We start from the raw sequence: 12523 nt of genomic DNA on the forward strand, positions 1-12523 counted from the left end.
GGGGCAGACCGCTGCACCTGGAGGTACCCGCCGTGTCCATGTCCCCCGCGGACGCCGTTCTGATGGCCGCCGACCCTACGCCGTCGCCGACCCCCTCGGATACGCAGAGCCCGAGAGTGCCCTCGCTGCAGGACGCACACGACAGCGCGACGAACGCCGCCGGCTGGATCGAGCAGAACTGGTCGACGTGGCTCGCGATCGGCCTGCGGGTCCTGCTCATCGTGGTGATAGCGGTGGTGTTGAGGGTCGTCGTACGACGGGCGATCACCAAGCTGATAGACCGCATGAACCGCACCGTCCCGTCCTTGGACGGCAGCGCGCTCGGCGGGCTGCTGGTCAACGTGGAGCGCCGCCGCCAGCGCTCGCAGGCCATCGGCTCGGTGCTGCGTTCGGTGGCGTCGTTCGTGATCATCGGCACGGCCGCGCTGATGGTCCTGGGCACCTTCCAGATCAATCTCGCCCCGCTGCTGGCCTCGGCCGGTGTCGCCGGTGTCGCGATCGGTTTCGGCGCCCGCAACCTCGTCACGGACTTCCTGTCCGGCGTCTTCATGATCCTTGAGGACCAGTACGGCGTCGGCGACACCATCGACGCGGGCGTCGCCTCCGGCGAGGTGATCGAGGTGGGCCTGCGCGTGACCAAGCTGCGCGGCGACGGCGGCGAGATCTGGTACGTCCGCAACGGCGAGGTCAAGCGCATCGGCAACCTCTCCCAGGGCTGGGCCACCGCCAATGTCGACGTGACGGTCCACTCCGGTGAGGACCTGGACAAGGTCAAGGCCACGCTCGACGAGGTCGCCGAGAAGATGGGCGCCGAGGAGCCCTGGAACGAGCTGCTGTGGGGCCCGATCGAGGTCCTCGGCCTGGACAGCGTCCTGCTGGACTCCATGGTCGTGCGCGTCTCGGCCAAGACGATGCCCGGCAAGTCCCTGACCGTGGAGCGGGAGCTGCGCTGGCGCATCAAGCGGGCCTTCGACGCGGCGGGCATCCGGATCGTCGGCGGCGCCACGGCCGCGGCGGAGGAGCAACTCGCCGACCCGACGGCGGGGATGGCCGCCCCATCGGTGTACGCGAACGCCACGTCTCCGCAGTCGGCGGCGGCGTCCCCGCTCGCGCCGGCGGCGCCGACGAGTACGACGAAGTAGCAGCCTCCCGAAAGGGCGGCGTCCGGCTCGGCCGGATGCCGCCCTTTCCTCATGCCCTCTTGTTCTTCGTGCCCTCTTGTTCTTCATGCCCTCTTGACTCCCGGGGGTGCCGGGTCTAGCTTCCTCTCCATCGATAGGAAACTTTCCTAACAGTAGCCACCACAGTGGTCGACAGTGGCCGAAGGGCCTCGATGGACTTCTCCCCGCGATCACTGAAAAACTGAGCAGCCGAAGGGCAGGTGTGGACACGCATGGCAGGAACCGCCGGTACGCCGGGCACCCCACGCGTCCTGCGCGCCATGAACGACCGGGCCGCCCTCGACCTGCTGCTGGAACACGGACAGCTGTCCCGTACGCGGATCGGCAAGCTCACCGGCCTGTCCAAGCCGACCGCCTCCCAGCTCCTGGCCCGCCTGGAGGCGGCGGGCCTCGTCCTGGCCACCGGCACCACCGAAGGCCGGCCGGGCCCGAACGCCCAGCTCTACGAGGTCAACCCGGCAGCCGGATACGCCGCCGGGCTCGACGTCACCCCGCAGCGGATACTCGCCGCGGTCTCCGACATCACCGGCCGCACCGTCGGCCGGCACGAACTGCCCACCCCCGGCAGGCGCACCGGCACCCCGGTCGTCCAGCAGGTCACCGACGCCCTGGACGGCGCGGTGAAGGCGGCGGGCCTCGCCCGGGGCGACATCCACCGCCTCGTGATCGGCACCCCCGGCGCCTTCGACCCCACCACGGGCCGACTGCGCTACGCCTCCCACCTACCCGGCTGGCACTCCCCCACCCTCCTGGGCGAGCTCGCCGCCGCCCTGCCGATGCCGTTCGAGTACGAGAACGACGTCAACCTGGTCGCCCTCGCCGAACAGCGGCTCGGCGCGGCCCGGGGCCACGCGGACTTCGTGCTGCTGTGGAACCAGGAGGGCCTGGGCGCCGCCCTGGTCCTCGGCGGCCGGCTGCACCGCGGCTGGAGCGGCGGCGCCGGCGAGGTCGGCTTCCTGCCGGTGCCCGGTACCCCCCTGGTCCGCCAGGTCACCAAGGCCAACAGCGGCGGCTACCAGGAACTGGCCGGCTCCCAGGCCGTCCCCAGGCTGGCCCGCGAACTCGGCATCGAGGACATCCCGCAAGGGCCGTACGCCGAGACCGCGGCGGAACTGGTGGCCCGGGCGGCGGAGGCCGACGACGATCCTCACCGCCGTCTCCTCCAGACCTACGCGACCCGGCTGGCCACCGGTCTGGCCTCCCTCGTCTCGGTCCTCGACCCCGAGCTCGTCGTGCTGAGCGGCGCGTCGCTGACCTCGGGCGGCGAGACCCTGCGCGCCCTCGTCCAGGCCGAGCTGGAAGAACTGGCCGCGTCACGCCCCCGCCTGGTCGTGGGCGACGTCCGTGAACATCCCGTGCTGCGCGGCGCACTGGAGAGCGCGCTCGCGTCGACGCGCGACGAGGTCTTCGACACCTCCCGCTGACCCCACCCCCCTCCCTGCGTTCCCTTCTCCTTCCTCCCCCTTCCCCCGTACCTCAGGGAGCTTCGCCATGCCCGGAATATCCAGAAAAACAGCCATCGCGCTCGCCGCCTCCGCCTCCCTCGCCCTCCTCACCACCGCGTGCACCGGCCAGTCGGACGCCGCCGCGAGCGACGACGCCTCGAAGGACACGACCATCAACTTCTGGCACGCCTGGAGCGCGCCGGGCGAGGTCAAGGCCGTCCAGTCCCTGGTCGCCGGCTTCGAGAAGACGCACCCCAACATCCACGTCGATGTCGTCGGCAACATGACCGACGACAAGATGAACCAGGCCCTGCGCACCGGCGGCGCCAAGGCACCGGACGTGATCTCGTCCTTCACCACGAACAGCGTCGGAAGGTTCTGTTCCTCCGGCGCCCTGGTGGACCTGAACCCGTTCTTCGAGAAGTCCGGCGTCGACCCGGAGAAGACCTTCCCGAAGGCGATGAACGAGTACACCCAGTTCGACGGGAACCGCTGCGCGGTCCCCCTTCTCGGCGACGCGTACGGCCTCTACTACAACAAGACGGCGTTCGAGAAGGCCGGCATCACCAGCCCGCCGAAGACCTGGTCCGAGTTCGAGCGGGTCGCGAAGAAGCTGACGATCGCCCAGGGCGACAGCTACAAGCAGCTCGGTTTCATGCCGAACTACCACGGCTGGGAGAGCACCACCGAGCACTACCTCGGCCAGTTCTCCCCCACGTACTTCGACAAGGACGGCAAGTCGAACGTCGGCAAGGACCCGGCTTTCGAGGCCGCGTTCACGGTCCAGAAGAAGCTGGTCGACGAACTCGGCGGCTTCCGCAAGCTGGAGACCTACCGCTCCGAGCTCGGCGACGAGTGGGGCCCCAAGCACCCCTTCCACACCGGCCAGGTCGCCATGCAGCTCGACGGCGAGTGGCGGCTGGGCATGGCCCTGGACACCAAGCCGAAGTTCGACATCGGCGTGGCCCCGCTGCCCGTCCCCGACGACCAGGCCGACCAGTACGGCAAGGGCTACATCACCGGCACCATCGCCGGTATCGCGGCGACCAGCAAGAAGCAGAACGCGGCCTGGGAGCTGGTGAAGTACATGACCACGAACACGGACGCGGTGGTGAACTTCTCCAACGCCATCCACAACGTCCCGTCGACCCTGGCAGCCCTGAAGTCCCCGAAGCTGAAGTACGACCCGCGCTTCAAGACGTTCCTGGAGATCGCCGCCAACCCGAACTCCACCACCGCCCCCGCATCCGTCAACGGCGGCGTCTACCTCACCACGGTGCAGGAGTTCGGCTACGCCTACGAAAGCGGCAAGGCGACCGATCTCAAGGCGGGCCTGAAGAAGGCGGCCGCGCAGATCGACACGGACATCGCGCAGGCGAAGTAGCCCATGAGCACCTACACCTTGCGCGCGAAACACCGCCGCTCGACGCTCCGCACCCTCGCCTTCCTCTCCCCCTGGCTGATCGGCTTCACGGTCTTCTTCGCCTACCCCCTGCTCTCCACCGTCTACTTCTCCTTCATGCACTACGACGGCTTCAAGCCGCCGTCCTGGACGGGCACGAAGAACTGGACGTACGTCTTCGCGCACTACCCCATGTTCTGGCCCGCCCTGCGCAACACCCTGTGGCTGGTCGCCATCATGGTCACGCTCCGGGTCGCCTTCGGCCTCGGCGTGGGCCTGCTGATCACCAAGATCAAGACCGGGACGGGCGTCTTCCGCACCCTCTTCTACCTGCCGTACCTCGCCCCACCGGTGGCGGCGACGATGGCCTTCGCCTTCCTCCTCAACCCCGGCACGGGCCCCGTCAACTCCCTCCTGGGCAGCATCGGACTCCCCACCCCCGGCTGGTTCAACGACCCCACCTGGTCGAAGCCGGCCCTCACCCTGCTGGCCCTGTGGGGCATCGGCGACCTCATGGTCATCTTCATGGCGGCACTGCTCGACGTACCGAAGGAGCAGTACGAGGCGGCCGAACTGGACGGCGCGACGCCCTGGCAGCGCTTCCGCTACGTCACGCTTCCGAACATCTCGCCGATCGTCATGTTCGCGGTCGTCACCGGCGTGATCCAGACGATGCAGTACTACACACAGCCGCTGATCGCCGGAAAGGTCGCCTCGGGCGTGATCCAGGGCGCGGGCACGCTTTTCGAGCCCGGCTACCCGGACAAGTCCACGCTCACCCTCCCCCAACTCGTCTACAACCTGGGCTTCCAGCGCTTCGACTACGGCTCCGCCTGTGTGGTGGCCCTGGTCCTCTTCGCCCTCTCCATGGCCTTCACCGCACTCCTGATGCGCCGCAAGGGCGGCCTGATCAACGCAGGTGACCGATGACGCAACTGCTCGACAGACCCCTGGAGCTGAAGGCACCGCCTTCCCCCGCGGAACGCACGGCCCACCGACGGGCGTTGCTGGAGTGGATCGCGATCCACTCCCTGGGCGTCGCCACGGCCCTCTTCTTCACCCTCCCCTTCGTCTTCGTCTTCCTCACCTCGCTCATGAGCGACACCCAGGCCCTCAGCCGCGACCTGATCCCGCACACCTGGGAGTGGGGCAACTACGCCAAGGTCTTCGACACCCCCGGCTTCCTGACGTGGTGGAAGAACACCCTGGTCTACGCGTTCCTGGGCACGGCCCTCACGGTGATCTCCTCGATCCCGGTGGCCTACGCCCTGGCCAAGTTCCGCTTCCGGGGCCGCAACCTGGCCCTGATGCTGGTCATCTCGATGATGATGCTGCCGCCGCAGGTCATCATCATCCCGATGTACCTGTTCTGGGCGAAGCAGCTGGACCTGTCCGGCACGCTCTGGCCGCTGATCATCCCCATGGCGTTCGGCGACGCGTTCTCGATCTTCCTGCTGCGCCAGTTCCTCACCACGATCCCCGACGAGTACCTGGACGCGGCGAGGGTCGACGGCTGCGGCGACCTGCGCACCCTGCTCAAGGTCGTCCTCCCGATGGCCAGACCGGGCATCGCCGCAGTGGCGCTCTTCCAGTTCTTCTACGCGTGGAACGACTACTTCGGACCCCAGATCTACGCCTCGGAGAACCCGGGCGCCTGGACGCTCTCCTACGGCCTGGAGTCGTTCAAGGGCGCCCACCACACCGACTGGAACCTCACCATGGCCGCCACCGTTCTGGTCATGGCCCCCGTGATCCTCGTGTTCTTCTTCGCCCAGAAGGCGTTCGTAGAGGGTGTCACGCTCACCGGAGTAAAGGGTTAGACGCACATGCAGCATCTCCCCGGGGGCAACCCCCCAACCCCCGGCCGATGGTCGTCGTCCCGGTCACATGGAAGCAAGGTACCCCTCAGTGAAACTCACCGTGGTCGGCGGAGGCTCGACCTACACCCCCGAACTCGTGGACGGCTTCGCCCGCCTGAGGGACACCCTGCCCATCGAGGCACTGGTCCTGATGGACCCGGCCGAGGACCGCCTGGCCCTGGTAGGCGGCCTGTCCCGCCGCATCTTCGCCCGCCAGGGCCACCCCGGCCGCATCACCACCACGACCGAGCTCGACCGCGCGGTCGACGGCGCGGACGCGGTCCTCCTCCAGCTCCGCGTGGGCGGCCAGGCGGCCCGTGAACAGGACGAGACCTGGCCCCTCGACTGCGGCTGCGTGGGCCAGGAGACAACGGGCGCCGGCGGCCTGGCGAAGGCCCTGCGCACGGTCCCGGTCGTTCTCGACATCGCGGACCGCGTACGCCGCACCAACCCCGACGCCTGGATCATCGACTTCACCAACCCGGTCGGCATCGTGACCCGCGCCCTGCTGGAGGCGGGCCACAAGGCGGTAGGCCTGTGCAACGTGGCGATCGGCCTGCAGCGCAAGTTCGCGGCGCTGCTCGACGTGTCCGCCCCGGAGGTCCACCTGGACCACGTGGGCCTCAACCACCTCACCTGGGAAACGGGAGTCCGCCTGGGCGGCCCGGAGGCCGAGGACGTCCTGCCGAAGCTGCTGGCGGACCACGGCGAGAGGATCGCGAGCGACCTGCGCCTGCCGCGCGCGCTGTTGAGTGATCTGGGCGTGGTCCCGTCGTACTACCTGCGCTACTACTACGCGCACGACGAGGTCGTACGAGAACTGCGGACGAAGCCGTCGAGAGCGGCCGAAGTGGCGGCGATGGAACGGGAACTGCTGACGATGTACGCGGACCCCGCGCTGGACGAGAAGCCGGAACTGCTGGCGAAGCGCGGCGGCGCGTACTACTCGGAGGCGGCGGTGGACCTGGCGGCGGCCCTGCTGGGCGGTGCCGGCAGCCCGTACCAGGTGGTGAACACGTACAACCGGGGCACGCTCCCCTTCCTCCCCGACGACGCGGTGATCGAGGTACAGGCGGCGGTGGGCACGAAGGGCGCGTCCCCCCTCCCCGTCGCCCCCGTGGATCCCCTCTACGCGGGTTTGATGGCGAACGTGACGGCGTACGAGCACCTGGCCCTGGAGGCGGCCCTGCACGGCGGCCGGTCGCGCGTCTCCAGGGCGCTCCTCTCCCACCCCCTCATCGCCCAGCACGAGTACGCCGAGACGCTCACGGACCGATTGATCGCACACAACCGGGAGCACCTCGCGTGGGCCTGACCGCGACCGTCCTCGCCATCGACGCCGGCAACAGCAAGACGGACGTGGCGATCGTGACGGCGGACGGAGAAGTCCTGGCCAGGGCGCGTGGGGGCGGCTTCCGCCCGCCGTCGGTCGGCCTGGACATGGCAATGGACATGCTCGCCGACGTGATCACCCGGGCCCTCGCCACCGCGGGCCTCACCTCCGTCACCCACGTCTCGGCGTGCCTGGCCAATGCCGACTTCCCGGTCGAGGAGGACCAGTTGGAGACGGCGCTGCACGCACGCGCCTGGGGCACGACGGTGACGGTCCGCAACGACACGTTCGCGATCCTGCGCGCGGGGGTGACGGAACCCCGGGGTGTCGCGGTCGTCTGCGGCGCGGGCATCAACTGTGTGGGCATGCGCCCCGACGGCCGCACGGCCCGCTTCCCGGCCCTCGGCAGGGTCTCGGGCGACTGGGGCGGTGGCTGGGGCCTCTCGGAGGAGGCGATGTGGCACGCGTCACGCGCGGAGGACGGCCGGGGCCCTGCCACCACCCTGTCCCGGACCCTCCCAGCCCACTTCGGCCTGGCATCCATGCACACCCTGATCGAGGCGCTGCACCTGAAGCGGATCGCCGAATCCCGCCGCCACGAACTGACACCGGTTCTCTTCGCGACGGCGGCGACCGGAGACCCGATCGCCCGCACGATCGTCGACCGCCAGGCCGAGGAGGTGGTCTCCATGGCCGTGGTGGCCCTCACCCGCCTCGACCTGCTGAACGAACCGACCCCGGTCCTCCTGGGCGGCGGCGTCCTGGCGGCCGAGCACCCCCAGCTGAACGGCCGGATCCAGGACCTCCTGTCCGACCGGGCCCCGAAGGCGATGCCGCAGACGGTCACGGCGAGCCCCGTCCTCGGCGCGGCCCTGCTCGGGCTGGACAGGGTGAGGGCGAGGGAGGGCGCGCAGGGGCGGTTGCGGGCGCATTTCGGTGCGTGAGAGGTGTGAAACGGGGGCTCGGTGAGCGGGCGTTCGAACAGTGTTCGTGGACAGCCGCTGTGACTGGGGTACGTGCGGGCGCATACTGAGGCAATGACAAAGCCTTCCGCGAAGCGCCACCTGCCCACCAGCCCCTTCAAGCCCCCGGTCGTGCCGGCTCCCAAGCACTTCGCCGTCGGCGACCAGGTCACCCACGACATCTACGGCCTCGGCCGGGTGATCGGCATCGAGGACGGAATCGCGGCGCTGGTGAATTTCGGCGGCTCGGTGGAGCAGCGGATCCTGAGCCCGTACGCGAAGATGACCAAGCTGTAGTACGACCGCAGCACCCGCTCACCGCACGCCAGGTCCCAACGGGGGGCTTGGATTCAAAGGGAGACCTCTCATCGACCTGACCTCGCCGTTCTCCGCCCCGGACGGACCGCCCAGCTGCCCTGCCACAGCATCGCCCCCGCCGGCCAGGAACCCCTTCCAGGCCCCGGACTTCGGAGAGGACGAGCCGTTCGTAGCCCCAGGTCAGGACCTCGGGCCTGCATCGGTCACCCGCCAGGGGTAGCAGCCGCCCCCAAGACACGAGACATGTCTCTTGCTGCCCTGGCAGCCTCCCGCTGACTGCCGAACCGCCGGCACTCCGCACGGCCGCTCACGGGCTCCGGCTCGGCGAGCGGCAGCCTCCGCTCCACCGCGCTCTTGATCCTGCTCACCGGTCTCCTCCCCGACCGGCGGCACGGGACGCCTGCCGATACTCCTCATGCAGCCGGTCCCGCTCCGCACAGGGGAGGTTCAGGTTGGCGCCGTCGTCGTCCATGCCACGGCACGTCGGGCAGGTGGCGCAGCGCGGGCCCGGTCGGTCTCCTCCTGGCCGCCGCCGAAGAGGCCGGGCTCACGCTGCTGCACCACGCCCGGGACCTCGAGACCATCGCCCGTGCCACCGGCCAACCCGTACGGATGATCGACCTCAGGTAAGACACCTCGGAGAGCAAGGGCCACCGACAGCGACAGTCGCCCTGCGATCGGCAGCCACGAAACCCCCAGGTCAGCCGCTCCCGCCCAAACGAGTTACCACCCAGACGTGGCGTTGCGGCAAGATGGGGTGTATCTGCCCACTGCCAGTTTCAAGCTGCCGGACGGTTTCTCTTGGCTGAGTTCATTTACACCATGCGCAAGGCGCGCAAAGCGCACGGCGACAAGGTGATCCTCGACGACGTGACGACGAGCTTCTACCCGGGAGCGAAGATCGGCGTCGTCGGCCCGAACGGCGCCGGCAAGTCGACGATCCTGAAGATCATGGCCGGTCTGGAACAGCCGTCCAACGGTGACGCCTTCCTCACCCCCGGTTACACCGTCGGCATCCTGCTGCAGGAGCCGCCGCTGACCGAGGACAAGACCGTCCTGGAGAACGTCCAGGAGGGTGTCGCCGAGGTCAAGGGCAAGCTCGACCGGTTCAACGAGATCGCCGAGCAGATGGCGACCGACTACACCGACGCCCTCATGGACGAGATGGGCAAGCTCCAGGAGGAGCTCGACCACGCCAACGCCTGGGACCTCGAGGCGCAGCTGGAGCAGGCCATGGACGCGCTGGGCTGCCCGCCCGGCGACTGGCCCGTCACCAACCTGTCCGGTGGTGAGCGCCGCCGCGTCGCGCTGTGCAAGCTGCTGCTGGAGCAGCCCGACCTGCTGCTGCTCGACGAGCCCACCAACCACCTCGACGCCGAGTCGGTGAACTGGCTGGAGCAGCACCTGGCCAAGTACCCGGGCACCGTCGTCGCGGTCACTCACGACCGGTACTTCCTCGACAACGTCGCCCAGTGGATCTGCGAGATCGACCGCGGCCGCCTCTACCCCTACGAGGGCAACTACTCGAAGTACCTGGAGACCAAGGCCGCGCGCCTCAAGGTCGAGGGCCAGAAGGACGCCAAGCGGCAGAAGCGTCTGAAGGAAGAGCTGGAGTGGGTGCGCTCCAACGCCAAGGGCCGTCAGGTCAAGTCCAAGGCGCGTCTGGCCCGCTACGAGGAGATGGCCGCCGAGGCCGAGAAGATGCGGAAGCTGGACTTCGAGGAGATCCAGATCCCGCCGGGCCCGCGTCTGGGCAGTGTCGTCGTCGAGATCAACAACCTCAGCAAGGGCTTCGGCGAGAAGCTCCTCATCGACGACCTCAGCTTCACGCTCCCGCGCAACGGCATCGTCGGCATCATCGGCCCGAACGGCGCCGGTAAGACGACCCTGTTCAAGATGATCCAGGGCCTGGAGGAGCCGGACTCCGGTTCCATCAAGGTCGGCGACACCGTCAAGATCTCGTACGTCGACCAGAGCCGCGAGAACATCGACCCGAAGAAGACCCTGTGGGCCGTGGTCTCCGACGAGCTCGACTACATCAATGTCGGCCAGGTCGAGATGCCCAGCCGTGCCTACGTCTCCGCCTTCGGCTTCAAGGGCCCGGACCAGCAGAAGCCGGCCGGGGTGCTCTCCGGCGGTGAGCGCAACCGTCTGAACCTCGCGCTCACCCTCAAGCAGGGCGGCAACCTGCTGCTCCTCGACGAGCCGACCAACGACCTGGACGTCGAGACCCTGAGCAGCCTGGAGAACGCGCTGCTCGAGTTCCCCGGCTGCGCCGTGGTCGTCTCCCACGACCGGTGGTTCCTGGACCGGGTCGCCACGCACATCCTCGCCTACGAGGGCGAGTCCAAGTGGTTCTGGTTCGAGGGCAACTTCGAGTCGTACGAGAAGCACAAGATCGAGCGGCTGGGCCCGGACGCCACCCGTCCGCACCGCGCCACCTACAAGAAGCTGACCCGGGGCTGATCGATCTTGCGGCACATCTACCGCTGCCCGCTGCGTTGGTCGGACATGGACGCGTACGGCCATGTCAACAACGCGGTCTTCGTGCGCTACCTGGAGGAAGCCCGCATCGACTTCCTCTTCCGGCCGGAGAAGGATTTCCAGCAGGGGTCCGTGGTGGCACGCCATGAGATCGACTACAAGCGACAGCTCGTCCACCGGCACCACCCGGTGGACATCGAGCTGTGGATCACCCAGATCAGGGCGGCGTCCTTCACCATCACCTACGAGGTGAAGGACGACGACGTGGTCTACGTCCGGGCCTCGACGGTGGTCGTGCCGTTCGACTTCGAGGCCCAGCGTCCGCGCCGGATCACCGCGGAGGAACGGGAGTTCCTCCAGGAGTACACGGACGACGCCGAGGAGGAGGCCGTCGCCGCATGACGGTCCTGCACCTCGTCGACGAGGGGGAGGCGGCGGATCTCGCGGCCTTCCTCTCCCGGCTGCTCCACTACGACCGTGGAGCAGCGGTGCGCCTGCAGGCAGCGGGCACCGCACTGGCCGTCTTCGGACGGCCGCCGTCCTTCGAGGTGCTGGCCGTGCGCGCGGTGCGGCTGGCGAAGCCGTACGAGAACGGGCTGGACGACACGCTCGACGTGACCGTGTCCGCCGGTGAGCTGCTGGAGTCGGTGGACGAGACGGCCGCCACGGCCGCCGTTCCCGGCGCGGTGACCGGGCCTCCGTGGGCGGGCGTGCTGCCGCCGCGTGGCGGCTGGCGGCCCGAGCCGGGGCTGCCGGCGCCGGACGCCCTGCGGTCCCTGGTCGCCGCCGTGGTCGCCGAGTTCCGGTCCCGTACGCAGGAGTTGCCGCCCGAGGGGCGCACCCGGGCCGAGCTGGACCGGATCGGGCGGGACATCTGGTCCCGCACGGTCGGCGACACCGGCCTCCCCGTGCGGGTCGTGCACGCCGCGCAGTCGCTCGGCTTCCTCCGCCCGGGGGTGCCGCTGGGGCTGTTCTCCTCGGGCGCGTGGCTCCGGCTGCGCACGCCGTACGGATCCGTTGCCGTACGACGTGCCGGGCTCGGGGCGCTGGACGTCAGCGTCCGCTGAACCCGCCCCCGTCCCGTCTGCCGGTCAGCCCGGCGCGTTCACCATCGAGGCCGCCGCGTACGTCAGGTAGTTCCACAGCGTGTGCTCGTGCTCCTCGGACAGCCCGAGTTCGTCGACGGCGACCCGCATGTGCTTCAGCCAGGCGTCGTGCGCCGCACGGTCGACCGTGAAGGGCGCGTGCCGCATCCGCAGGCGGGGATGGCCGCGGTTGTCGCTGTACGTCGTAGGGCCGCCCCAGTACTGGATGAGGAACAGGACCAGGCGCTCCTCGGCCGGGCCGAGGTCCTCCTCGGGATACATGGGCCGCAGCAGCGGGTCCTCGGCGACCCCCTCGTAGAAACGGTGGACCAGCCGACGGAAGGTCTCCTCCCCGCCGACCTGCTCGTAGAAGGTCTGCTCCTGCAGCGTGCCGCGCCGAATCTCATTCACGCCCTCCATGCTCTCAGACGCGAGGACATAGGACTCAAGGCCT

General features: G+C 69.1%; 12 protein-coding genes. 11 read left to right on the forward strand and 1 reads right to left on the reverse strand.

The window, feature by feature from the left end:
* Positions 1-38: 38 nt before the first annotated feature.
* The 11 genes from ACQEV8_RS15180 (at position 39) to ACQEV8_RS15230 (ending at position 12051) form a co-directional block, all read left to right on the forward strand.
* Complete coding sequence (locus ACQEV8_RS15180) at positions 39-1142, forward strand: mechanosensitive ion channel family protein (RefSeq protein ID WP_432972712.1); 1104 nt, start codon at positions 39-41, stop codon at positions 1140-1142.
* Positions 1143-1393: 251 nt separating this feature from the next.
* Complete coding sequence (locus ACQEV8_RS15185) at positions 1394-2605, forward strand: ROK family transcriptional regulator (protein WP_432960416.1); 1212 nt, start codon at positions 1394-1396, stop codon at positions 2603-2605.
* A 67-nt stretch (positions 2606-2672) separates the two neighbouring features.
* Complete coding sequence (locus tag ACQEV8_RS15190; RefSeq protein ID WP_432960419.1) at positions 2673-4010, forward strand: ABC transporter substrate-binding protein; 1338 nt, start codon at positions 2673-2675, stop codon at positions 4008-4010.
* Positions 4011-4013: 3 nt separating this feature from the next.
* Positions 4014-4958: a carbohydrate ABC transporter permease gene (locus ACQEV8_RS15195; protein WP_432960422.1), complete on the forward strand. Its 945-nt coding sequence runs from the start codon at positions 4014-4016 to the stop codon at positions 4956-4958.
* Positions 4955-5848, forward strand: coding sequence for a carbohydrate ABC transporter permease (locus tag ACQEV8_RS15200; RefSeq protein WP_432960424.1), 894 nt, complete (start codon positions 4955-4957; stop codon positions 5846-5848). Before ACQEV8_RS15195 ends, ACQEV8_RS15200 begins: the two co-directional genes overlap by 4 nt.
* Positions 5849-5936: 88 nt before the next feature.
* On the forward strand, positions 5937-7202 hold the full coding sequence (locus tag ACQEV8_RS15205) for a 6-phospho-beta-glucosidase (RefSeq protein WP_432960426.1): 1266 nt from the start codon (positions 5937-5939) through the stop codon (positions 7200-7202).
* Complete coding sequence (locus ACQEV8_RS15210) at positions 7193-8164, forward strand: N-acetylglucosamine kinase (protein WP_432960429.1); 972 nt, start codon at positions 7193-7195, stop codon at positions 8162-8164. The genes ACQEV8_RS15205 and ACQEV8_RS15210 overlap by 10 nt, the downstream gene beginning before the upstream one ends.
* A 93-nt stretch (positions 8165-8257) precedes the next feature.
* Positions 8258-8479 carry a hypothetical protein gene (locus ACQEV8_RS15215; protein ID WP_391097590.1) on the forward strand — a complete coding sequence of 74 codons (222 nt, stop codon included), beginning with the start codon at positions 8258-8260 and terminating at the stop codon, positions 8477-8479.
* Positions 8480-9301: 822 nt separating this feature from the next.
* Complete coding sequence (ettA, locus tag ACQEV8_RS15220) at positions 9302-10966, forward strand: energy-dependent translational throttle protein EttA (protein ID WP_432960433.1); 1665 nt, start codon at positions 9302-9304, stop codon at positions 10964-10966.
* A 6-nt stretch (positions 10967-10972) separates the two neighbouring features.
* A complete protein-coding gene (locus ACQEV8_RS15225) occupies positions 10973-11386 on the forward strand; it encodes an acyl-CoA thioesterase (protein WP_328338823.1) in 414 nt (137 codons plus the stop codon).
* Complete coding sequence (locus tag ACQEV8_RS15230; protein WP_432960435.1) at positions 11383-12051, forward strand: hypothetical protein; 669 nt, start codon at positions 11383-11385, stop codon at positions 12049-12051. Before ACQEV8_RS15225 ends, ACQEV8_RS15230 begins: the two co-directional genes overlap by 4 nt.
* Positions 12052-12075: 24 nt before the next feature.
* Here ACQEV8_RS15230 and ACQEV8_RS15235 read toward each other — a convergent pair whose 3' ends face one another.
* Positions 12076-12489 carry a globin gene (locus ACQEV8_RS15235; protein WP_184592781.1) on the reverse strand — a complete coding sequence of 138 codons (414 nt, stop codon included), beginning with the start codon at positions 12487-12489 and terminating at the stop codon, positions 12076-12078.
* Positions 12490-12523 lie beyond the last annotated feature (34 nt).

The organism is Streptomyces sp. CA-179760 (assembly GCF_050937045.1).
Lineage (GTDB): Bacteria > Actinomycetota > Actinomycetes > Streptomycetales > Streptomycetaceae > Streptomyces.